This window comes from Mesorhizobium sp. BE184, assembly GCF_031457045.1.
Lineage (GTDB): Bacteria > Pseudomonadota > Alphaproteobacteria > Rhizobiales > Rhizobiaceae > Mesorhizobium.
Window position 1 is genome coordinate 371,112 of sequence record NZ_JAVDVU010000002.1, and the last position, 22,848, is coordinate 393,959.

A 22,848-nucleotide genomic window follows, 5' to 3' on the forward strand; every position below is an offset into this window, starting at 1 on the left:
TGACGGTCGGGTGGAACGGCCAGCGGTTCTCGCGGAAACGCACGGGTCTTTACTGCGGCAGCGAAGCCACCTCATCGTCCCACTTCTTCAAGAGGCGCTTGCGCTCCTCGCTGGAGCCGTACTTCTTGAAGTCGTAGTCGATTAGCTTGATCTTCGACAGGTCCGGCGCCTTGTCGGACTGCTTGGCAGCCTTGTTGGAGGGCACCTGGAAGGAGTTCACTTCCGGCGCGCGTGACTGCACTTCCGCGGTCAGCGCCCAGTCGTAGAACTTTTTGGCGGCGTCGAGGTTGCGCGCACCCTTGATGATCGATTCCGAACCGATTTCGTAGCCCGTGCCTTCGCAAGGAATGACCGGAACGATCGGGAAGCCGGCAACGGTCTGCGCCACCGCATCATGGACGAAGACGATGCCGATCGTCGTTTCACCGAGGCCCGCCGCCTTGATCGGGGCGGAGCCCGACTTGGTGTACTGGTTGATGTTCTTGTGCAGGGCCTTGAGATATTCGAAACCCTTGTCCTCCCCCATGATCTGGACGATCGTGGCGAGAAGGTTGTAGGCGGTGCCGGAGGAATTCGGATTGGCCACCTGGATTTGCCCCTTGTATTCAGGCTTGATCAGGTCGGCCCAGCATTTCGGCTCAGGCAGATTGTTCTTTGCCAGCAAATCCTTGTTGTAGCCGAAACCGAGAGCGCCGGAATAGACACCGACTGTGCGATTGCCCGCTGCTTCCGCCTGCTTGATCGCCCAGGGCTGCAACTGGTCGAGCATGGGCGACTTGTATTCCTCGGTCAGCCCTTCTTCCGCTGCCTGCAGATGCGGGTCGCCGGTGCCGCCCCACCAGATATCGCCCTTGGGATTGTCCTTCTCGGCGCGGAGCTGCGCATAGATTTCGCCAGCGCTCTTGCGCGTCATATCGACTGTGATGCCGGTCTTTTCCTCGAAGGCACGCGCCATGAGTTGGCACCAGGCTTCATCGACGCCACAATAGACGGTCAGGCTTTCCGCTTTCGCCGCAGATGTCGCGCCCCACAGTCCGAGCGCGACGACACCGGCAGCCAACAATGATTTGCTGGTCATTATATTCCTCCCTGTCATTTGCCGACTTACTAAAAAGCACGCCGGAAACAAACAATCTGATGGGATTTTAAGGGAATTGCAATTCCAAAGGAGACTCTCGGTGGAACATTTTTTCCATTCCACCGATCTCTGCCCATTTCAGCGGACAGCGCTACTGGAGATTGGGTCCAGCCGACTCCGCGATTGATATAAGCGACGAGACGAGAAGCTTCCGTTCTTCGCCGGAAAGAACCTTGGAATCGAAGAGGTTCATGCTTCGCAGGCCTTCGATGGCCAGATATGTCACCAGCAGAACCTTGAGGTCTGGCGTTTCGGATTTCAGCCGATTAAAAAGCTGCCGTCTGAATATCTTGATCGGTTCAAGGAAATCGGGATCCTCAGCGACGGCAGAAAATATCCATGACGGACAGGAGACGTTCTCCTCGCATTCCCTGGCCGAGAGCCTGACATAGAGCGACAGCAGGCTTTCCTTGCCGTCGCTGTTGGACGCAGCCTCTTCGAGAGATTGATCGAAATCATAGAGATAGTCTTCGACCAGGGCCTGAAGGAGCTTCGCCTTGGTCGGAAAATTGTAAAGTAGTCCACCCTTCGAAACGCCCGCCCGGGCGGCGACGGCATCGAGAGAGAGACTCCCCGGCCCCGTCTCACGCGCGACATCGGCTGCGGCGGCGAGGATTTTCTCCCGTGAGTTCGTGCGTTGGACTTTCATTGCGCTCCGTGACCGGTCTGCAAGCCAAGACTACCTACAGTAGCTTTGGTGCCGTTGACAAGACCGTCCGGACGGTACAGTTAGACGAACGTCCGAAACCGACTCTGAGCCGGGTTCGGAAGACCAAACCGGGTAACCGGCCGAGAGGGGACCATCGTGATAAAGCGCCTGATTATCGCCTTCGTATTGCTCGTTCTGATTTGCGGCGGCATCGTCGGCTTCAACATCTTCCGTGACAATGCGATTTCGCAGTTTTTCGCCAATATGCCGGTCAATCAGCTGACGGTCTCCACCGCGAAGGTGGAACCCGCGCCCTGGACCCCCGGCATCGAGGCGATTGGCACGGTGGCAGCCTCACGCGGCGTCGCCCTGACCGTCGAGACGACGGGCATCATCAAGGAACTGCTGTTCTCCGCCAACCAGCACGTCGAACGCGGACAGCTTCTGGTGCGACTCGACGACGCGGTCGAACAGGCAGACCTCGCTGCTTCCAAGACGCAGGCGGCCCTCGATCAGCAGGCGCTCGACCGCGCGGTCGAATTGCAGAGGCGCGGAGTCGGCTCCGACGCAACGCTCGATACGGCGCGCGCCGCCGCTTCGACTTCCAAGTCGCAGGTTGTGAAGTTGCAGGCGCTGGCGGATCAGAAACTGCTCAATGCGCCTTTCTCCGGCACCCTCGGCATCCCGAGGATCGAGCAGGGACAGTATATCGCGCCTGGAACCATCGTCGCGACTCTGCAAGACCTCGATACGATGCGGGCTGACTTCACGGTCCCCGAGCAACTGCTCAATTCATTGAAGATCGGCCAGCCGGTCGCTTTCGGCAGGACCACCAACGACCTTACCTTCAGGGGAAAGATCACCGGTATCGATCCCAAGGTCGACCCGGCCAGCAGGCTGGTGTCGGTGCGAGCCGACGTCTCAAATCCGGACGGACAGCTCAGCCCGGGCCAATTCCTCCAGGTTCGTGTAGAGCTCCCCAAGGAAGACGGCGTCATCGCCATTCCACAGACAGCGCTGACGACGAGCCTTTACGGGGATTTCGTCTATGTGGTGCGTCCGGCCAAACAGGCTGAAGCTCCAGCGCAGGCGCCGGCCCCGACGGATGCCAAAAGCGCTGAGGCAAAACCCGAGGCGGCGAAACCCGCGGAACAGGCGGCGCCGAAGGCTGATGGGCCGTCGCTCGCCGCCTACCAGGTCTTCGTCAAGGCCGGCCGCCGCTTTGCCGGCATGGTTGAAATCACCGAAGGCGTTGCCGGCGGCGACGAAGTCGTCACGGCGGGCCAGAACCGTCTCTCGAACGGCGCTCCCGTCAAGGTCGACAATACCGTCGATCTTTCCAAACCGCAGGGTGCGGCGAAATGAGTTTTTCCGATATCTTCATTCGCCGGCCGGTGCTTTCGACCGTTCTGGCCTGCATGATCCTGCTGCTCGGCTTCCAGGGCATCTTCAACCTGTCGATCCGCCAGTATCCCAAGGTCGATGAAACCGCGATCACGATAACAACTGCCTATCCAGGCGCCAGCGCGGACCTGATCCAGGGCTTCATTTCCGCGCCGATCGCGCGTGCGGTCGCATCGACGGAAAATATCGACTACGTCACCTCCAGCAGCCGCCCCTCGGCCAGCACGGTGACCGTGCAGATGAAGCTCGGCTCCAACCCGGACGTGGCGCTGACGGAAGTTCTGTCGAAGGTGCAGGGCGTGCGCGGCCAATTGCCGGAAGAGGCCAAGGACCCGGTCATCGTCAAGGGGACCGGCGACTCGTTCGCGATGATGTACATCTCGATGCAGAATCCGAACATGACGCCGGAGCAGTTGACCGAGTACATCGAGCGCGTCATTCGCCCGCGCATGTCGACCGTCGAAGGCGTCGCGGAAGTGCAGATTTTCGGCGCTGCGGACTATTCGATGCGGGTATGGATCGATCCGGTGAAGCTTGCCTCGCGAGGGGTCACCGCGTCGGACGTGCTGACCGCCATCAACTCTTCCAACTTCCTGTCCGCTCCGGGCAAGGTGGAAAACGAATTCGTGGTCTCTTCGATCACTGTCCGCTCCACGCTCCAGACCCCCGAGGCGTTCGGCGCCCTGCCCCTGAGCTCGAAAGACGGCAATGTCGTAAGGTTACGCGATGTCGCGAAGGTCGAGCTGGCAGCGGAAAGCACGGACACCAGGGTTACCTTCAACGGCAAGCCTGGCACCTTCCTCGCCATTTTCCCGACGCCGGCGGCGAACCCGCTGACGACGGCGGAAGCAATTCATGACATCGTTCCGCTGATCCAGGAAAGCCTGCCGCAAGGCATGACGATCGAGATCGTCTACGATTCGACCGAGCAGATCAGCGCCTCCATCGACGAGGTCTACAAGACCATCGCCGAAGCGGTGGCGATCGTCGTGGTCGTCATCCTGCTCTTCCTCGGCTCGTTCCGGTCGGTCCTGATGCCGATCGTGACCATTCCGCTGGCCCTGATCGGCGTCTGCTTCATTCTGTTCGCAGTCGGCTATTCGATCAACCTGCTGTCACTGCTGGCCATGGTTCTGGCCATCGGCCTGGTGGTCGACGACGCCATCGTGGTTGTGGAAAACGTCCACCGACACATGGAAGAAGACCACATGTCGCCCATGCAGGCGGCGTTCAACGGCATGCGCGAAATATCCTCGGCAATTGTCGCGATGACGCTGACGCTGGCCGCGGTCTTCGCACCGCTCGCGTTCACCGGCGGATTGACCGGCGCGCTGTTCCGCGAGTTCGCCGTGACGCTGGCCGGTTCCGTGGTCATTTCCGGCATCGTGGCCGTCACGATCACGCCGATGATGTCGGCACGTATCCTTAAGCATGGCAAGCAGGGCCGGTTCCAGCGGATCGTCGAATCCACCTTCGGTTACGTCGAGAACCGCTATGAACGGCTGGTGAGCGGGTCGCTGAAGTATCGTCCGGTGACGTTGATGATCGTCATCGCGCTGGTTGCCGTGACCGGGTTCATGTTCACCAAGACATCCAGCGAGCTGGCGCCGGAAGAAGATCAGGGCTTCCTGCTCTCGCTGGTGACGGCGCCCCGCTACGCGACTTCGGATTATACCGCAACCTACGTCAACCAGATCCTCGGCCTGGTGAAAGACATACCGGAAACCCGGGCTCAGTTCTCGGCTGTCGCGTTTGGCGGCGCAACCAATAGCGCCTTCGTCGGCTTCGCCTTCAAGGACTGGGCCGACCGCACCCGCAGCTCGAAGGAACTGCAGGCGGACATCCAGGGCCGCCTCGGCAATGTGGCCGGTGTGGAGGCCTTCGTCTTCGCTCCACCGACCTTGCCGGGTTCAGGCGGCGGCCTGCCGATCACCATGGTGGTGCGATCGACAGGCGATGCGTCGCAAGTCTTTGAGGCTGCCGAGCAGATCAAGAACAAGGCGCAGGCCTCCGGGCGCTTCATCGTCGTGCAGAACTCGATGTCCTACGACGCGCCACAGGTCACCGTAACGATCGACCGTGACCGGGCCGCGGCGCTTAACCTGCCTATTGCCGATATCGGCCGAACGCTGACGCTGCTGGTCGGCGGAGCCGAAGTGGCGCAGTTCGACCGCGATTCCAACAGCTATGACATCATCACGCAGGTGCCGCAGGAATTCCGCAACAACCCGGAAAAGCTCGGCGACTATTTCGTTCGCAGCGTTTCAGGCGACATGGTGCCCCTTTCAGCTGTGGTGAAAATTTCGACCAATTCGGCGCCAGCTGCGATCGAGCAGTTCAACCAGCTCAACTCGGCGACCATTTCAGCGCTGCCGCTTCCCGGCGTGACGACGGGCGATGGCCTCAAGACGATTGAGGACATCGCCAACCAGACCCTGAATGACTCGTTCTTCATCGACTATTCGGGCCAGTCGCGGCAGGAAAAGGAGCAAGGCAATACGATCCTGATCGCCTTCGGCGCAGCTATTCTGGTCATATACCTGGTGCTGGCGGCGCAGTTCGAAAGCTTCCGCGACCCGCTGATCATCATGATGTCGGTGCCGCTATCGATCTTCGGCGCCATCGTGCCGCTTAACCTCGGCCTTGGCACGCTCAACATCTACACGCAGGTGGGTCTGATCACGCTGATCGGCCTTATCACCAAGCACGGCATCCTGCTGGTCGAATTTGCCAACCAGCAGCGCGACGTTCACGGTATGCGCCGGCGCGACGCCATCATCGCCTCTGCCAAGGTGCGCCTGCGGCCAATCCTGATGACCACGGCCGCCATGGCGCTCGGCGTGGTGCCGCTGATCACATCGAGCGGCGCCGGCGCGGCGGCGCGCTATTCGATGGGCCTGGTGATCTTCACCGGCATCCTCATCGGAACGATGTTCACGCTGTTCGTCGTGCCGATGTTCTACACGCTGATCGCCAGCAAGGATTTGCCTCACCATGCGGAAAAGCCGGATCCCAGGCTGATGCCGGCTGCGCACGACTAAGTCCCGCCGGCCGACTTTCCGGCCAGAAAAGATAAAGGCGGTGGAGCGATCCACCGCCTTTATTTGTCCGGGGCTGATCTGCTGCCCGTGCAAATGACGGCTTATCCTTTTGCCGCTTCCTCGATCTTGGCGACGTCGACCTTGACCATCCTCATCATCGCCGCCATCACCCGGCCGGCTTTCGCCTTGTCTCTCGAATCTGTCTGAAGCGGTTGCGGCGACACTCGATTGGAACAAGCGCGAGATGCCGCCGTTGTGCCAGGGACGAACGACATATGCATGTCTCGGTTTTTTTCGGGCCGGCTGCTCGGACTGGGCGATTTCACGTCAGTCGCACTGGCCACAGGGCAAATCGTCGATTCCGTTAAAACGGATAGTGAAATTAAACCGTGGCAAGGCCGCACTGTCGCGTATATAAGGCCTCGTTTTCTGGTTCCACGCAAGGCGTGTTGACCCCAGCTAGGACAAGCTAATGCCTCCCTATCGTTCACGTACGACCACCCATGGCCGCAACATGGCCGGCGCGCGCGGCCTGTGGCGCGCCACAGGCATGAAGGATTCCGATTTCGGCAAGCCGATCATCGCCGTGGTCAATTCCTTTACCCAGTTCGTACCCGGCCACGTGCATCTGAAGGACCTTGGTCAGCTTGTAGCGCGGGAAATCGAAAAAGCCGGTGGCGTCGCCAAAGAATTCAACACGATCGCCGTCGACGACGGTATCGCCATGGGCCATGACGGCATGCTTTATTCGCTGCCTTCGCGCGAGCTCATCGCGGACTCCATCGAATACATGGTCAATGCGCATTGCGCCGACGCCATGGTCTGCATCTCCAACTGCGACAAGATCACTCCCGGCATGCTGCTGGCCTCGATGCGGCTCAACATCCCGTCCGTCTTCGTCTCGGGCGGTCCCATGGAGGCCGGCAAGGTCGTGCTCGGCGGCAAGACGCGCGCCATGGATCTCGTCGACGCCATGGTGGCGGCCGCTGACGATAGCGTTTCCGACGAGGACGTCACGGAAATCGAGCGCAACGCCTGCCCGACATGCGGTTCGTGCTCCGGCATGTTCACCGCCAACTCGATGAACTGCCTGACCGAGGCGCTGGGCCTCTCCCTGCCTGGCAACGGTTCGACGCTGGCTACACATGCCGACCGCGAACGCCTGTTCGTCGAGGCCGGGCATGTGGTCGTCGACCTGGCGCAGCGTTGGTATCAGCAGGACGACGCCAACGCCCTGCCCCGCAACATCGCCTCCAAGAAAGCCTTCGAAAACGCCATGTCTCTCGACATCGCCATGGGTGGATCTACCAACACGGTGCTGCATATCCTTGCCGCCGCGCATGAGGGCGAGATCGACTTCACTATGGAAGACATCGACGCCCTGTCGCGCCGGGTGCCTGTGCTTTGCAAGGTGGCGCCAGCCAAGAACGACGTGCATATGGAAGATGTCCATCGCGCAGGAGGCATCATGTCGATCCTCGGCGAACTCGACAAAGCGGGCCTGATCAACCGCGACCTGCCAACCGTGCATATGCCAACACTCGGCCAGGCTATCGACCACTGGGACATCACCCGCACGAAAAGCCAGAACGTACATGAATTCTTCAAGGCCGCTCCAGGCGGGGTGCGCACCCAGACGGCCTTCAGCCAGAGCCGGCGCTGGGAAGAATTGGATATGGATCGTGAAAAGGGCGCCATTCGCAGCGCCGAGCATCCTTTCTCGAAGGATGGCGGACTTGCTGTGCTGAAGGGCAATGTGGCGCTGGACGGCTGCGTGGTGAAAACGGCCGGGGTGGACGAATCCATCCTGAAATTTTCCGGTCCCGCCGTGGTGTTCGAGAGCCAGGACGCGGCGGTCAAGGGCATCCTCGGCAACGAGGTCAAGGCGGGCGATGTCGTCGTCATCCGTTACGAGGGTCCGCGCGGCGGTCCCGGCATGCAGGAAATGCTCTATCCGACCAGCTATCTGAAGTCGAAGGGGCTTGGCAAATCCTGCGCGCTCCTGACGGACGGGCGGTTCTCGGGCGGCACGTCCGGCCTTTCGATAGGCCACGCTTCGCCGGAAGCGGCGCTTGGCGGCACGATCGGGCTGGTGCGCAACGGTGACATCATCGAGATCGACATCCCGAACCGCACCATCAACCTCGCCGTGTCCGAATCCGAACTCGCGCAACGGCGTGCAGCGCAGGACAAGGCAGGCTGGAAGCCGGTGGAAAAGCGCAAGCGCAATGTCACCCAGGCCCTGCGCGCCTACGCGGCCTTCGCCACCAGCGCCGACAAGGGCGCCGTGCGCAAAGTGCCGGACTGAGCGGGATCGCATGGCATTCGACCTCATCGTTCGGGGCGGTGTCTTGCCTGACGGCAGAACGGCGGACATCGGGATCGAAGGCGAGACCATAACGGCCATCGAGCCGCAGCTCGAGGCCGAAGCCGGTACGGTCGTCGACGCCTCTGGCGACCTTGTCTCGGCGCCTTTCGTCGACCCGCATTTCCACATGGACGCCACGCTGTCCTACGGCATCCCGCGCATCAACGCGTCGGGCACGCTGCTGGAAGGCATTTCGCTGTGGGGCGAACTGAAGCCGCTGCTCACGCATGAGGCCGTCAGCGATCGCGCGCTGCGTTATTGTGACTGGGCGGTTTCGATGGGCCTGCTCGCAATCCGCACGCATGTCGACGTGTGTGACGACCGGCTTCTTGCCGTTGAAGCGCTTCTCGACGTCAAAAAGCAGATCGCACCTTATATCGACCTGCAACTGGTGGCCTTCCCGCAGGATGGGTTCTACCGCTCGCCGACAGCTCGGGAAAACACCTTGCGGGCGCTCGACAGGGGCGTCGATGTGGTCGGCGGCATCCCGCATTTCGAGCGCACGATGGCTGATGGCACGCGCTCGGTGACAGAATTGTGCGAGATCGCCGCGAAACGCGGGCTTATGGTCGACATGCATTGCGACGAGACCGACGATCCGCTGTCGCGCCATATCGAGCAACTGGCTTACGAGGCCCAGCGCCTCGGCCTGCAAGGCCGGACGGCGGGGTCGCATCTGACTTCCATGCATTCGATGGACAACTACTATGTTTCGAAGCTGCTGCCGCTGATGGCGGAAGCGCAGGTTTCGGCCATTCCCAATCCGCTCATCAACATCATGTTGCAGGGGCGGCACGACACGTTTCCCAAACGGCGTGGCCTCACCCGCGTGAAGGAGATGCAGGCGCTGGGCATCCGTGTCGGCTGGGGCCAGGACTGCGTGCTCGACCCCTGGTATTCGCTCGGCACAGCCGACATGCTCGACGTCGCCTTCATGGGCCTGCACGTGGCGCAAATGTCGAGCCCGGCGGAGATGGCGCGCTGCTTCGACATGGTGACGAACGTCAACGCCGCCATCATGGGGCTCGATCATCTGGGACTCGAAGTCGGAAAGCGGGCCAGCCTCGTCGTGCTGGATGCGGAAAATCCGGTGGAAGCCGTGCGGCTGCGGGCCGAGCGCCTATGCGTCATTTCCCGCGGCAAAATTGTCGCCACGCGGCCAAAACGCGATACAAGTCTTTCCATCGCCGGGCGGCCCGGCAGCGTCAACCGCCGGCACGACGCCGGCGGCACTGCCTGACAATCGCGTCTTAGCGGGTATCCGACCGACATGGCTTTTGCCCGACTCTCCAACCTGTTCACGACAAACACGCTTCTGGCCGGCATCGCACTGATGCTGCTGGGTGACATGATGTTCTCGCTCAACGACGCCATGGGCAAGATCATGGTCGTCAGCTTTTCCGTCGGACAGGTGCTGTTGATCCGCTCCGCCGGCGCGTTCTTCATCCTCGGCCCGATGCTTGTCCGTCAGAGCGCTGCCAAGCTTTTCCACATCGAAAAGCCCTGGCTGCAGCTCCTGCGGGTCGTCATGGCGACTCTGGACACCGGCCTCTTCTATGCGGCGGTGGTCTATCTGCCGCTAGCCGACGCCATGAGCTTCTATATGGCCGGCCCCATCTATGTGACGGCGCTTTCGCATTTCTTCCTCGGGGAAAAAGTCGGCTGGCGGCGGCAGGCCGCGATCTATATCGGCTTCATCGGCGTCATCATCATTCTCAAGCCGTCAGCGGCCGCCTTCTCGCCCGCCTCGATGCTGGCGCTCGCCGGAAGCATCGCCTTCGCCATCTCGACGGTTCTGAACCGTCGGCTGCGCAACACCAGCGACACCACATTGGTGACCTGGCAGACCATCGGCGCGCTGCTTGTCGGCGCCGCCCTCGTGCCTTTCGCCTGGAAAACGCCGACCCTGCCGGAAACCGGCATGATGCTGTTGCTCGGCGTCGTTTCCTGCGTGGCGCATCTGCTGATCACGCGCGCGGCGAAGCTTGCCCCAGCTTCGGTGCTGGCGCCGCTCCACTACAGCCTGCTGTTGTGGGCGGTGATACTGGGGCTGCTCCTGTTCTCGCAATTCCCCGAGCCGCGCGTGCTGGTCGGAGCGGCGGTGATCGTGCTCGCCGGGCTGTTCATCTTCCACCGACAAAAGGTGGTCGACGATGGGCCGGCAGACGTGCCGAACAGCATCAACTAAGGCTTTTCGCCCCCGCTTGCCCTTTTGCCGCTGCAAAGCAGCTTGCTTCGTGTCCGTAAACGCAGATCGGGACGCGGAATTATGAGTTTATTAATCATAAGTTGAAAGATTTGGGGCGACGCGAACGCCGCCAGCCTATTCCGTTCGAGATGAAAGCAACGGCTGCTGTTCGCGCCGCCCGGCCAGCCCCAACGGATGGCCACTGTTGGTTTTCCGGCGTCCGATGAACATAGACATTTTTCAATTGCCCGGGATTCTCAAACGCCGGGCCGGCTATGTGATTCTCACCACGCTGTTGTGCGTGGCGCTGGCGTTCGCATTCCTTCTCGTCCAGAAGCCCTACTATCGCTCCAGCGCCCAGATCCTGGTCGATCTGGACCGTGCCCCCGTCATCGGGGCAGAAAGCAACGCCGGCATCGGCCAGCAGGCCAGCGCACAGACCGTGGGCAGCCAGATCTACGTCCTGCAATCACGCGATCTGCTGCGCGAGGTGGTCAAGAAGCTCGACCTGACGAAGGACAGCTATCTGGCTGGCGGCGGCGGCCTGCGCCAGATGATCTTCGGCCGCGCTCCCCAGGCGGAGGGTGACCGGACGGATGCCGTCGTCGATGCGCTGCTCAAAAACCTGACCATCGCCCGGGCCGACGATTCACTGGTCTTTTCGGTCACTGTCAAACACCGTGACAGCGACGCGGCGTCGAAAATAGCCAACACCATCGCCGAGCTTTACATTGACACATCCAGCACGTCCAAATCCGACGCCGACAACAAGGCCAGCATGGCGCTGCAAGTGCAGACGGAAGAGCTGCGCAAGAGATTGATCGCGGCGCTGGCCGAAGCCGAACGATTCCGCGCCGAAAACGGCCTTGTCAGCACCGGCCAGCAAGGTCTCGTCGGCGACCAGCAATTGGCAGGACTGAGCCAGCAGTTGCTGGCGGCAAAACAGGTGGCCGACCAGCAGAAGACGATCTCCGAACAGGCGAACCAGCTCAATCTGTCGGATGTGGAGACTGGCGCCATCGCCGAGGCCCTTCAGTCGACCGGGCTGACCAGTCTGCGCGCACGCTATGCGCAACTGCTCGACCAGCAGGCGCAATTTTCCACCACGCTCGGCGAAGGGCATCCGCAGATGCGCGCCATCCGCTCCCAGGTGGCGAGCATGCGCACGACAATCGAAAAAGAGCTTGGCCGCATCCGCAAATCCGCAGCCAACAATTACGAACGGGCAAAGGCCAACGTGGCCGCACTGCAGAACCGTTTCGACGAAACAAGCGAAAGCAACAGCGACAAGGGCAAGGCCAAGATCAGGTTGGCACAGCTTGAAAGCGAAGCCGCCTCGATCAACACGGTCTACCAGTCCTTCCTGACCCGCGCCGAGCAGCTTGGCCGGCAACAGGATATCAACAGCAGCAATTCGCGCGTCATATCGGCAGCGGTCCCGTCCTCCACCCCGGTGCAGGCGCCCAAGGCGCTCGTCCTTGCCGCGTCGTTGCTGTTCGGCCTTGCGCTGGGCAGCGTGGTCGCCGTGGCGCGGGACATGCTATCCGGCGGCGCTCCGGCCGCGACTGTCGTGCAAACGCCGGCACAACGCCCTGCCGAAGCTCCCGCAGCGCGGGATAGCGCCGGCTTCGCGCACAATGTCCGGCAGATGTTCAAGCTAAAACGCAGCCGCGCATCTGAAACAGGAAAGCTGGCCGACCTACCGCTCGAACTCAGCCTCGGTCGCACGATGGAACTGTTGCGCTCCCGCCGCGAAGCCGGTTCTGCGACTGCGGTGGCCGTGCTGAACGCGACACCAGGCTATGCCGGCTACCTTGCCGCCGCCGACATCGCCAGCTCACTGCACCGCGCCGGGGAAGACGTGTTTTTCAGCGACGGCACATTGCGGCTCGAGACGATCCAGTCCCTGACCGGCCGTCAACCGGTCGGCTTCCTCGACAAGGTCGCTCCGCTGACGCGCTACGGTCTCAATCCATTGACGGAACTGCTGGAGTTTACGCGGCTGGGCGAAAAGCCGCGTCCGGCAAAGACACTGCTGGCGCTCGTCCCGGAGGCGGCCCCGCAAAACAATCGGCCCTTCCTCGTCGTCGATGCATGGGGAACCGAGGCCGAGGAAATCCTGCCGATCGTTTTGAAATATGCCGACAGCATCCTCATCCTTTCGCAAGGCAAGGCGGACCCTACGACCCTGAACATGCTGATGGCCGAAATCGAGCCATGGCGCGAAAAGCTGGTCGGTACGCTCGTCGCCGCCCGGAAGGCGGCATGACCAACCGGCGGCAATCATGAGCCGGGACTGGGCCCAAGCGACGACCTTATCGGCGTTCAGCGCTCCTGCGGCATCGTTCTCCAATGCCGAGAGCCCGGCCGCGCCTCAGGCGGTGCGTTTGCTGACGGCCCTGCTGATCGTCGGCGCGCTGGTATTCAACTTCCTGCTGTGCTTCGTCAACACGCGCATCACCGGCATCAACGACAACTATGTCATCCTGTCGGAGATGGCGATCGTCGGCTCGGTGTTCCTGCTGGCAATGACGCGGCGCTCGGCGCTCTACCTCCTGGTCGCGGTCTTCGTCAGCTACATGATCTTTTTGTTCGCACTGCGCGGCGGCCAGTTCAACCTGAAATCCGTGCGCGATATCCTGATCCCGATCGCGTTTTACTTTGTCGGCACGCGCATCCGCGATCCAAAGCTCGGCGACAAGCTTGTCGTCATCAGCGCGCTGATCGTCGTCGGTATCGGCCTGTTCGAATATCTCGCGGTCGATACCTTCATCTCCTATTTCAACGTCATCGGCTACTATCTGGCACGCGGCACGGTGACGGTCGACCAGCTCTACGGCCAGACCAAGGGGCTGTTCATTTCCGGCGTGCGGCCCGAGGCGCGCACCATCCTGCCCTTCCTCGGCCAGCACCGGGTTTCGTCGGTGTTCCTCGAGCCGGTCTCGATGGGCAACTTCGCCGTCATCATCTATTCGTGGGCGCTCTACCGCGGACGGGAATTTGCCGGGCGCTGGTGGGTGTTCGCCCTCGCCTTCGTGGTGGTCGCGCTGGCTGACGCCCGCTTCGGCCTCTACACCTGCGTACTCATCACTGTGCTCTACCCGTTCTACAACTACATTCCTCGCATCTTCTGGAGCGTGCTGCCCTTCATCCTGCTCGCGGTGTTGGCGATCTATGGCATCACCTCGGTGACCGGCGGCGGGCCGAACGATATTTCCGGTCGCTTCGCCGTGACCGCCAGCATTCTGACCAAGCTTTCGACCGGCGTCGTGCTGGGCACCGAAACCACCGACCAGTTCACTGCCGATTCCGGCATCGCCTATTCTCTGACCGCCTTCGGCATTGGCGGGTTCGTCGCCCTGTGGGTGCTGTTCGTCAACGCGCCGCTGGCGGAAGCGCGGGCCTGGCGCTTTCACTCCATGGCGATCGTCTATCTGCTGCTTCTGATGCTGATCAGCGACTCGTTCTATTCGATCAAGACGGCGGCGCTGCTGTGGTTCCTGCTTGGTTGCTCCGACGCGTATCGGCGCAACACAAGCCGAACCGCCGAAGACAGGCTTTCGGCAGCCCGGCATCGCTCTTCGCGCCCACAATCAATGTCGATGGCGCGCTAGCCTGGCTGCTTTTCCAGTGCCGGACATGCCCCCGATGGCGCGGGCACGCCGCCGCCAAGTTCCAGCGCCTTCAATTGCAGCCTGTCACCGTCTTCCGAGGGCTGGATGTTCATCGGCTCGGTAGCCGGCCACCAGTCGCCCGCGACCCAGTACGTCCAGCCGACCCAGTGCTGCGGGTCGGCATTGACGACGCCCGCCATGTTGGCGATCCCGGTCATGCACTCGGTGTTGGCAGCGCCGGCGAACTCGCCGAGAAAGCCACGTTTGCCGTTCTTCTCCAACCATGCACCAACGCTTTTCAGCGCGGCCACCGCATCGCCGGCACGTTCGCAGGTCGGGCTGGTCCCGGAGAAGCTACCGTCCATATACTGATGGACCTCGTAGGCGTAGTTTTCGCCAGGATCCTTGACGCCGAGCATGACGGTCCCGTTCGCCTCCTCCGGCGAACCGCTCTCCCAGCTGTGCGCGCCGGTCCAGTTCGTTCCGGGAACCAGGACCAGATTGTCCGCGCCGGCTTCGCGTATCCCGGCTATCGCCGCATTGGCAGCCGACAACCATTGCCTCGCCGGCATGTCGTGCGGCTCGTTCATCAGACCGAACAGGACCGACTTGTCGTTCTTGTACTGGGCCGCCAGCCGCTTCCAGAAATCACCAAAGGCCGCTTCCGGAACCGCGTCGGAGCCGATCACCTGACCACGATAGCGGGCATAGTTATGGGGATCGAGAATGACGGTCATGCCGGCGGTCTTCAGCTGGGCCACGGCATCAGCGAGTCGGTCTTTCTCCGCGCCGTTGAAATCCTTCATCAGTTCCGGCTGCAACCGCTCCCACAGAAACGGCAGCCGCACGGAATTGAAGCCCTTGGCGGTGAAATACTCGATCGTGCGGTCGCTGGGGTAGATATAATCCTTGGTGTAGACGCCCGGAGGCTCGCCGAATTCCGCCCCCGAAAGGTTTATGCCGCGCAGGCAACTCGCCGATGCATCGAACGTAACGGCAAGGGCCACAATCGTTGCCGACAGCCGCAGTAAATGGCGGCGCGACCGATCGCCCGTGCGTGGCACGCCTGCCGAACCGATCTGTGGGCTTTTTTGCAAGACCGATCTCAGATGCGCTTGTGCCGGAGCGTCAACTGCTCCTCGGACGCTGGCTCGGATTTCAGGACGTGTCCGTATAGTTCGGCGTATCGGTCTGCGACGCGCTCCCATGAGTAAGCCGCTGCCGCCTGCATCGCGGCCAGGCGATAGGCATTGGCGCCGGTGAACAGTTCGGCGAACGCCGCTTCTATGGAAGCCGCCGCTTTTTCAGGCGCACCGAAATCGCAGAGCCGGACCTCTTTATGCCTGGAAGCGAGATCGCTGTAAGCGGTGTTGGGGTGGAGCAGAGGCATCAGCCCCGCGCTCATGGCTTCAACAGCGACAAGGCCGAATCCTTCATACTCGGAAGCGGAAGCGAATAAGGAACAGTGGCCGAGAAGCGCGCGGATGGCGCTGTCCGGCAGACCGATATGACATTCCACCTTGCCGGTCAGGCCACGCTCTCCGATCATCCGCCGCAAATCGGCCTCGGTGATGTCGCCGGGAATGCCGACAATATCCAGCCGCCAGTCTGGCTGGAGCCGGACGAGCCGCTGCATCGTATCGAGCAGATTGTCGAGACGCTTGTTGGCCGAGAACCGGCCGAGCGTGACCATGCGCCGAACGGGAAAGGCCGATGCGGCGCCGGCGAATTTGTCGATGTTGACGCCATTGTCTATCTGCACCACCCGCTCGCCGGCGATCGCCTGGAAGGCGCGGGTGTCCTGGGCGCTGCAGCCGACCAGATAGCGATAGCCCAGGGCTGACAGGCGTGTCACGGTCTGGAACCAGATTTTCTTGACCGCGCCGAATTTCCTTGTGTGGAAGAAACCGCCATGCGTGGTGGCGACGAGCGGCTTGCGGTGAAGGAAGCGGCCCCATGACAAGGCATCGAAGAAGAAATCGATGGCGTGGACATGGACGATGTCGGCATCGGCGAGATGGCGGAAAACCGCCGGCGCCAGCGGGTAGCGGGTGGAGCCCCGGAACGGTATGCGCACCACCTCGACACCCTTCAGCATTTCCCGTTCCGGCAATTTCTTGTCGAGCGCGGTGAACTGCCGGTCAAGCGTCACCACTCGTACGCGGTAGCCGCGCTTGCGCAGCTCGGCAGAAAGATTACCCACCACGTCTTCCAGACCGCCGCGATTGGGCGCGTACTGGCGCACCACCTGCACGGCGAGCGGCCGGCGGCTATCGGCGAATTCCGACTTGAATGAAGGCCTCGGGTTCATCTTTTCGGTCCGTGCAATCGGCCATGCTCCAGCCCTGACGGCAGAGGACTGCTGCGGGCTCGCCATCACCGACGCGCGCCGCATCCTTAAGGTGGGGTTAAGATAGCTTCCGCACAGCAGCGGGCAGAATTGTTTTGCACCGTTTGGTAAACCGAACTTCAATCCATTCGGCAAATTTCCGGCCCCGAGCCGGCATACAAGCCCGGTAAAACTACAAACCCAAAGCAATTTAGCGATTTGTTTCAACGACCCTTATCCATTCCCCTTTAGCCCATCTTATCAACCTTGCCGTATGGTCCCGACTGCAAGCCTGAGGGCCATGCAAGACGATCCTTGAAGAGGTTGGGGCATCGATGAAACAGACGATACGTGAATTGCTTGCCAGGCATGGCGGCCTGTCCATGGCGGCCAGCGAACTGAGAGACGATTCCGACCTCTATAAGGCCGGCCTTTCCTCCTTCGCCTCGGTGCAGATCATGCTGGCTATCGAAGAAGCCTTCGACATCGAATTTCCCGACGCCCTGCTCAACCGCAGGTCATTCCAGAGCATCGACTCGATTGCGCTCGCCGTGGAAAGCATTACCGGCAGCGCGGCAGCAGCCTGATGACCATCTCCGTCAACGCCAGCCTGGCCGAACGCGCCGGGCGTGTCGCGGCAATCGCGGCCGCTCATGCGGACGATGTCGACGCCCAGGCGCGCTTTCCGCAGGAAGCGGCGGATGCGATGAAGCTGGAGCGGCTGTTGTCGATCCAGGTCGCCAGCGATCTGGGCGGCGAGGACGCCAGCCTGTCGCAGGTCGCGGAAATCTGCTCGCTGCTCGGCCAGTCCTGTTCGGCGGCGGCGATGATGTTCGCCATGCACCACATCAAACTATCGAGCCTCGTCACGCATGGCGCCGACAGCGCCTGGCATCGCGCCTTCATGCGGCGCATCTGCGACGAACAGCTGCTTCTCGCCTCGGCAACCACAGAAGGCGGCATCGGCGGCAATCTGCGCAACAGCATCTGCGCCATTTCGGTCAACGGAGACCGCTGCACGTTGGAGAAGGACGCGACCGTCATATCTTATGGCGCATATGCCGACGCGATCCTGATCACCTCGCGCGCCAACGCCGAAGCTGCGTCGACCGACCAAGTGATGACGGCCTTCACCAGAGACCAGTATTCGCTCGAACGCACCCAGATCTGGGATACGCTCGGCATGCGCGGCACCTGCTCCGACGGCTATCTGTTCAAGGGCGAGGCGCCGGCCGAGCAAATCCTGCCCAAGCCTTTCGCCGAAATCGCGGCGCAATCGATGCTGGCGACCTCGCATCTGCTATGGAGCGCGGTGTGGTACGGCATCGCCGTCAATGCGGTGGTGCGGGCGCAGAACTTTGTGCGCGCGGCGGCCCGCAAGAGCCCCGGCGTCACGCCGCCCGGCGCGCTGCGGCTGGCCGAGGCGTCGAACCTGCTTCAGCTGGTCAAATCGAACGTGATTGCCGGGTTGCGCGAATACGAAACGGCCAAGTCCGATCCGGACCGGCTGTCGTCGATGAGCTTCGCGGTGGCGATGAACAATGTGAAGGTCGGCTCTTCCGAGACAATCCTCACCATCATCAATCACGCCATGCTGATCTGCGGCATCCTCGGCTACAAGAACGGCACGCCCTTCAGCCTCGGACGGCATCTGCGCGATGCGCATTCGGCGCAGCTGATGATCTCCAACGACCGCATACTGGGCAACACGTCCAACCTGCTGCTGGCGCACAGGCAGGACACCAGCCTGACAGGATAATCCAATGGACATGCAGACCTCACTGCTCGACAGGCTGTTCGAGTCAGGCCTCCTCATCGATATGGGCGTCGAAGGCCTTTACGGCCGCAGCGGCGAATTCGAGGACGTTATCCGGCGCTTCGAGGCGCTGATCGAGACCTTCGCGACCGGCGATGCTGCTGAAGCGATCAGCTTTCCGCCGGGCATGAACAAGGCGCATTTCGAGGGCAGCGGCTATTTGAAGAGCTTCCCGCAGCTTGCCGGCACGGTGCACAGCTTCTGCGGCAACGAACTCGACCACATGAACCTGCTGCAATGCCTGGAAACCGGGCAGGATTGGACAAAAGGGCAGGAAGCGACCGACATCGTGTTGACGCCGGCCGCCTGCTATCCGCTCTATCCGACGGTCGCCAAGCGCGGTCCGTTGCCGGTCAAGGGCGGGCTATTCGCTTTGCAGTCCTACTGCTTCCGTCACGAGCCGTCCAACGATCCTGCCCGCATGCAGCTTTTCCGCATGCGCGAGTTCGTCCGCATGGGCACGCCCGAGCAGGTCGTGGCCTTCCGTGGCGAGTGGATGGAGCGCGGCAAGAAGCTGATGGCGAAGGTTGGGCTTCCGGTGGAGATCGACGTCGCCAACGACCCGTTCTTCGGCCGCGCCGGGCGGATGATGAAGAACAACCAGCGCGACCAGAATCTGAAGTTCGAGCTGCTGATCCCGATCACTTCGGTGGCGAAGCCCACCGCCTGCATGAGCTTCAACTATCATCAGGACCATTTCGGCAAGACCTGGGAGTTGACGACCAGCGACGGCGAAGTGGCGCATACCGCCTGCGTCGGCTTCGGGCTGGAGCGCATCGCGCTGGCGCTGTTCCATCATCACGGGCTGCGCGTGGCCGACTGGCCCACCGCCGTTCGCGAGGCGCTCGGATATTCGGCTTGAGCCAGAAGGCCGTCTTCGCCGGGCTTGACCCCGGGAGCTACCGTCCGCATGCGCTGCACGATGCCGAGCGCATGTGGCCGGAGACCAATTGCTATGTCGATCTGTGGATCGAAGTGCTGAACAGCTTCGGCGCGCCGCCCGAGGCGATGCTCGGCTTTACGCTGACACAGGATTTCGAGGGCGACCAATTCACTTTCTTCAAGGTTCCGCTGGACGATCTGGAATCGCTCTACGGCATCAGATGCACCGAACTCGCCATTTACGACCGCGTCGAGACCCATCTTGCGGTGCAGATCGAGCGCGGCCGGCTTTGCCTGGTCGAGATGGACAGCTATTTCCTGCCCGATACGCGCGGCGTCGCCTACCGGACCGAGCACGGCAAGACGACGATCGCCGTCAACCGGCTCGATATAGCTGGCCGTAGTCTCGATTACTTCCACAATGGCGGGTTCTTCCGGCTGGAGGACGACGATTTCGACGGGCTGTTCCACCACAACGCCGCGCCGGACGAACCGTCCTTCCTGCCCTACACGGAGTTCGCGCGTTTTCCCGCCGCGCCACCCACGCCAGATCATCTGCACGTCGAGGCGCTGCGGCTGCTTGGCGTTCACTTTGCCCGCCGGCCGGCGGCCAATCCCGTCGCGGCATTCGCCCAGGTTTTTCCCGAGCAGGTCACCGAAATCGCCGAACGGCCTTTCGGCTTCTTCCACCAATACGCGTTCAACACGCTGCGCCAGCTCGGCGCCAATTTCGAACTGGCGGCAAGTCACTTGGACTGGATCGCGCCGGATGGGTCGCTGAGCGAGGCAGCCACGGAAGCGCGGCGCGTCTCCGAGGTCGCCAAGTCGGCTCAGTTCCAGCTCGCCCGCGCCGTCACCCGCAGGAAATTCGAGCCGCTGGCGGGCATCCTCGAGCCTGCCGCAGAGGCCTGGGACCGGCTGTTCGGCATCCTGGCCGGGCGGATCGGCTGAGCATGGACATGATGATCTCCCCTCTGGAGCAAACCGACCGTCTGCTCGACAGGGGTTGGCGAATGGCTGTAACCCCCGCCGGAGCCTGGGCGGATCCAAGCGCGTGCGACAACGCCAAACTGATCGACGCGCAGGTGCCCGGCACGGTGGCTGGCGCCTTGGAGCGGGCGGGGAAGTTCGACCGCGCCGCGCCGCAACCCTTGAACGGTCAAGACGCGTGGTATTTGGTCGACCTCGCCGGTGAAGCGCCAGGAGCAGCGACGCTTCGGTTCGAAGGATTGGCGACCATCGCCGAAATCTTCCTGAACGACCGTTTGGTCGCCGCGTCAAACTCGATGTTCGTGGCTCTGGACGTTCCGGTCATATTGACCGGAACGGATCGTCTCGCCATCTGCTTCCGGGCGCTGGCGCCGTATCTGGATCAGCGCGGCCGCCGCGCCCGCTGGCGGCCGCAGATGATTACGCCGCAGGGGTTGCGGCTTACCCGTACGTCGCTGATCGGCTACATGCCGGGCTGGTGCCCGGAAGTCCATCCCGCCGGTCCTTTTCGGCCGATCCGCCTCTTCCGGGACGCCTCGCCCGCGCCGCGCGACGTCGTCATGCGCGCAGGCCTCGACGAGGCAGGCAACGGCCGGCTCGATATACGTTTTTCCGCTCATGGATTGCGCGGACCAGTCAAAGTCGTCTGCGCTGATCGGGAAGCCGAGCTTGTGCGTGACGGCGACTGCTTTTCGGGCTCGCTTCTGCTGCCCAGCATCGAAGCATGGTGGCCGCACACGCATGGACGTCCGGCCTTGCAGGATGTGACGATCGTTACCGCGGACGGAGCGCATCCGGCAGGACGCACCGGCTTCCGTCGCATCGAAATCGATCGTGGCGCGGATGGCAAGGATTTCGCCATTCTCATCAATGGCGAGCGCGTCTTCTGCCGCGGCGCGGTGTGGACAAACGCCGACATGGCGAACCTGCCGGGTACCCGGGAGGGCTACGAACCATGGCTGCGTCTGGCCGCGGATTCCGGCATGAACATGCTGCGCATTCCAGGCACCATGACCTACGAGACGCCGGACTTTTTCCGGCTGTGCGATGAGCTCGGCATCATGGTCTGGCAGGACTTCATGTTCGCCAATTTCGACTATCCCGGCGAAGATCCAGACTTCGCGGCGCTGGTCGAGCAGGAAGCGCGGCAGTTTCTGCAGGGAACGTCCGCATCCCCCTCACTTGCCGTGCTGTGTGGCGGCAGCGAAATGGCGCAGCAGGCCGCTATGCTCGGGCTGCCCCAGGCTTCGTGGTCCGGCCCGCTGACCGACGAAATCCTCCCCGGAGTTGCAACCGAAATCAGGCCGGATCTGCCCTACGTGCCGAACAGCCCGTGCGGCGGGGCAATGCCGTTCTCGCCGAATGCGGGCGTGACCCATTATTATGGCGTCGGCGCCTATTGCCGGCCGCTCGACGATGCGCGCCGGGCCAATATGCGCTTTGCCGCCGAGAGCCTCGCCTTTGCCAATGTGCCGGAACAATCGACGCTGGACACGCATCTGCCGGTCCCGGCGGCGCACGATCCGCGCTGGAAGGCGCGCGTGCCCCGCGACCGTGGCGCTTCGTGGGACTTCGAAGATATCCGCGATCACTATCTCGCCGACCTCTACGGACATGACCCCATCCGTTTGAGGCGCGAAAACCCGACGCACTATCTCGACCTGTCGCGTATAGTCTCGGCGGAGGTGATGGAAGCGACGTTCGCGGAATGGCGCAGGCCCGGATCCAGCTGCAATGGGGCGCTCGTGCTGTCCCTGCAGGATTTCCTGCCCGGCGCCGGTTGGGGCGTCATCGACGCGACTGGCACACCAAAGCCGGCGTTCCATGCCCTGCGCCGCGCTTTTCGGCCGGTGCAGATATTGCTTTCCGACGAAGGCACCAATGGGGTCGATGTACACGTATTGAACGAGACGGCGGCGGCACGCGAATTGCGTATCGAACTCGTCTGCCTGCGCGATGGCTCGGTTCCGGTGGTCCGCGGCGAAAGCATTGTCACTCTTGCCGCGCGGCAGGGCATGACCCTGCCCGCGACGCAGATCTTCGGTGCTTTCTTCGATACGAATTACGCGTTCCGGTTCGGGCCGCCCTCGCATGACGTCACGGTGGCTCGGCTGAAGGACGCGCAGACCGGCGCTGTAATCAGCGAGGCGTTCCATTTTCCGCTCGGCCGCGCCGCCGCGCTCGGCAACACCGAGGTTTCGGTCGAGCTCAGCGAGGATTCCGAAGGCTGGCTGCTAACGCTGTCGGCCAGCCATCTGGCGCAGGGCGTGCAGATAGATGCGCCAGGCTTTTCAGCCGGCGATAACTGGTTCAACCTTGCTCCCCACGAGCCAAGGCTGGTGCGGTTCTCGCGCCGGTCAAGCGAGGCCAAACCTTTCGGCGACGTCCGCGCGATCAACATGAAATCGACGGTGCAATTCTAGCCGAGC

Annotated in this window: 16 protein-coding genes; 12 read left to right on the forward strand and 4 right to left on the reverse strand. The window is 62.2% G+C overall.

Annotated elements, in window-relative coordinates; translation table 11 throughout:
• Positions 1-49 precede the first annotated feature (49 nt).
• On the reverse strand, positions 50-1,078 hold the full coding sequence (locus tag J2X35_RS09930) for an ABC transporter substrate-binding protein (protein WP_056114521.1): 1,029 nt from the start codon (positions 1,076-1,078) through the stop codon (positions 50-52).
• Between the two features lie 151 nt (positions 1,079-1,229).
• Positions 1,230-1,787 carry a TetR/AcrR family transcriptional regulator gene (locus J2X35_RS09935; RefSeq protein WP_056114518.1) on the reverse strand — a complete coding sequence of 186 codons (558 nt, stop codon included), beginning with the start codon at positions 1,785-1,787 and terminating at the stop codon, positions 1,230-1,232.
• 156 nt (positions 1,788-1,943) lie between these two features.
• Here J2X35_RS09935 and J2X35_RS09940 point away from each other — a divergent pair, with 156 nt between their 5' ends.
• The 7 genes from J2X35_RS09940 (at position 1,944) to J2X35_RS09975 (ending at position 14,402) form a co-directional block, all read left to right on the forward strand.
• The gene (locus J2X35_RS09940; RefSeq protein WP_310184711.1) at positions 1,944-3,152 is read left to right on the forward strand and encodes an efflux RND transporter periplasmic adaptor subunit; all 1,209 of its coding nucleotides are present in this window, start codon (positions 1,944-1,946) and stop codon (positions 3,150-3,152) included.
• Complete coding sequence (locus J2X35_RS09945; RefSeq protein WP_310184712.1) at positions 3,149-6,232, forward strand: efflux RND transporter permease subunit; 3,084 nt, start codon at positions 3,149-3,151, stop codon at positions 6,230-6,232. The genes J2X35_RS09940 and J2X35_RS09945 overlap by 4 nt, the downstream gene beginning before the upstream one ends.
• A 472-nt stretch (positions 6,233-6,704) precedes the next feature.
• Entirely contained in the window at positions 6,705-8,540 is a 1,836-nt protein-coding gene (gene ilvD, locus J2X35_RS09955) for a dihydroxy-acid dehydratase (RefSeq protein WP_310184713.1), read from the forward strand.
• Positions 8,541-8,550: 10 nt separating this feature from the next.
• A complete protein-coding gene (locus J2X35_RS09960; RefSeq protein WP_310184714.1) occupies positions 8,551-9,840 on the forward strand; it encodes an amidohydrolase family protein in 1,290 nt (429 codons plus the stop codon).
• 30 nt (positions 9,841-9,870) lie between these two features.
• Entirely contained in the window at positions 9,871-10,788 is a 918-nt protein-coding gene (locus J2X35_RS09965; protein ID WP_310184715.1) for a DMT family transporter, read from the forward strand.
• 223 nt (positions 10,789-11,011) lie between these two features.
• Positions 11,012-13,057 carry a GumC family protein gene (locus J2X35_RS09970; protein WP_310184716.1) on the forward strand — a complete coding sequence of 682 codons (2,046 nt, stop codon included), beginning with the start codon at positions 11,012-11,014 and terminating at the stop codon, positions 13,055-13,057.
• A 16-nt stretch (positions 13,058-13,073) separates the two neighbouring features.
• Positions 13,074-14,402, forward strand: a complete 1,329-nt coding sequence (locus tag J2X35_RS09975) for a UDP-phosphate alpha N-acetylglucosaminyltransferase (RefSeq protein ID WP_310184717.1) — start codon at positions 13,074-13,076, stop codon at positions 14,400-14,402.
• Here J2X35_RS09975 and J2X35_RS09980 read toward each other — a convergent pair.
• Together J2X35_RS09980 and J2X35_RS09985 are read right to left on the reverse strand one after the other, a co-directional pair.
• The gene (locus tag J2X35_RS09980; protein ID WP_405023219.1) at positions 14,399-15,412 is read right to left on the reverse strand and encodes a glycoside hydrolase family 5 protein; all 1,014 of its coding nucleotides are present in this window, start codon (positions 15,410-15,412) and stop codon (positions 14,399-14,401) included. The genes J2X35_RS09975 and J2X35_RS09980 overlap by 4 nt on opposite strands.
• Positions 15,413-15,507: 95 nt before the next feature.
• Positions 15,508-16,713, reverse strand: a complete 1,206-nt coding sequence (locus J2X35_RS09985; protein WP_310184719.1) for a glycosyltransferase family 4 protein — start codon at positions 16,711-16,713, stop codon at positions 15,508-15,510.
• A gap of 353 nt (positions 16,714-17,066) precedes the next feature.
• Here J2X35_RS09985 and J2X35_RS09990 point away from each other — a divergent pair, with 353 nt between their 5' ends.
• The 5 genes from J2X35_RS09990 to J2X35_RS10010 are packed head-to-tail and all read left to right on the forward strand — an operon-like array spanning position 17,067 to position 22,842.
• A complete protein-coding gene (locus J2X35_RS09990; RefSeq protein ID WP_310184720.1) occupies positions 17,067-17,318 on the forward strand; it encodes an acyl carrier protein in 252 nt (83 codons plus the stop codon).
• Positions 17,318-18,490, forward strand: coding sequence for an acyl-CoA dehydrogenase family protein (locus J2X35_RS09995; protein WP_310184721.1), 1,173 nt, complete (start codon positions 17,318-17,320; stop codon positions 18,488-18,490). Before J2X35_RS09990 ends, J2X35_RS09995 begins: the two co-directional genes overlap by 1 nt.
• Before the next feature lie 4 nt (positions 18,491-18,494).
• Positions 18,495-19,409 carry an amino acid--[acyl-carrier-protein] ligase gene (locus J2X35_RS10000; RefSeq protein ID WP_056114487.1) on the forward strand — a complete coding sequence of 305 codons (915 nt, stop codon included), beginning with the start codon at positions 18,495-18,497 and terminating at the stop codon, positions 19,407-19,409.
• Entirely contained in the window at positions 19,406-20,380 is a 975-nt protein-coding gene (locus J2X35_RS10005) for a DUF1839 family protein (protein WP_405023205.1), read from the forward strand. The genes J2X35_RS10000 and J2X35_RS10005 overlap by 4 nt, the downstream gene beginning before the upstream one ends.
• 11 nt (positions 20,381-20,391) lie before the next feature.
• The gene (locus tag J2X35_RS10010) at positions 20,392-22,842 is read left to right on the forward strand and encodes a glycosyl hydrolase 2 galactose-binding domain-containing protein (RefSeq protein ID WP_405023220.1); all 2,451 of its coding nucleotides are present in this window, start codon (positions 20,392-20,394) and stop codon (positions 22,840-22,842) included.
• Positions 22,843-22,848 lie beyond the last annotated feature (6 nt).

What these genes read in the sequence shown, in the direction of transcription:
- J2X35_RS09930 (WP_056114521.1), bottom strand. Translation starts at nt 1,078, where the DNA reads ATGACCAGCAAATCATTGTTGGCTGCCGGTGTCGTCGCGCTCGGACTG.
- J2X35_RS09935 (WP_056114518.1), bottom strand. Translation starts at nt 1,787, where the DNA reads ATGAAAGTCCAACGCACGAACTCACGGGAGAAAATCCTCGCCGCCGCA.
- J2X35_RS09945 (WP_310184712.1), top strand. Translation starts at nt 3,149, where the DNA reads ATGAGTTTTTCCGATATCTTCATTCGCCGGCCGGTGCTTTCGACCGTT.
- ilvD (WP_310184713.1), top strand. Translation starts at nt 6,705, where the DNA reads ATGCCTCCCTATCGTTCACGTACGACCACCCATGGCCGCAACATGGCC.
- J2X35_RS09960 (WP_310184714.1), top strand. Translation starts at nt 8,551, where the DNA reads ATGGCATTCGACCTCATCGTTCGGGGCGGTGTCTTGCCTGACGGCAGA.
- J2X35_RS09965 (WP_310184715.1), top strand. Translation starts at nt 9,871, where the DNA reads ATGGCTTTTGCCCGACTCTCCAACCTGTTCACGACAAACACGCTTCTG.
- J2X35_RS09970 (WP_310184716.1), top strand. Translation starts at nt 11,012, where the DNA reads ATGAACATAGACATTTTTCAATTGCCCGGGATTCTCAAACGCCGGGCC.
- J2X35_RS09975 (WP_310184717.1), top strand. Translation starts at nt 13,074, where the DNA reads ATGAGCCGGGACTGGGCCCAAGCGACGACCTTATCGGCGTTCAGCGCT.
- J2X35_RS09985 (WP_310184719.1), bottom strand. Translation starts at nt 16,713, where the DNA reads ATGAACCCGAGGCCTTCATTCAAGTCGGAATTCGCCGATAGCCGCCGG.
- J2X35_RS09990 (WP_310184720.1), top strand. Translation starts at nt 17,067, where the DNA reads ATGAAACAGACGATACGTGAATTGCTTGCCAGGCATGGCGGCCTGTCC.
- J2X35_RS09995 (WP_310184721.1), top strand. Translation starts at nt 17,318, where the DNA reads ATGACCATCTCCGTCAACGCCAGCCTGGCCGAACGCGCCGGGCGTGTC.
- J2X35_RS10000 (WP_056114487.1), top strand. Translation starts at nt 18,495, where the DNA reads ATGGACATGCAGACCTCACTGCTCGACAGGCTGTTCGAGTCAGGCCTC.
- J2X35_RS10010 (WP_405023220.1), top strand. Translation starts at nt 20,392, where the DNA reads ATGATCTCCCCTCTGGAGCAAACCGACCGTCTGCTCGACAGGGGTTGG.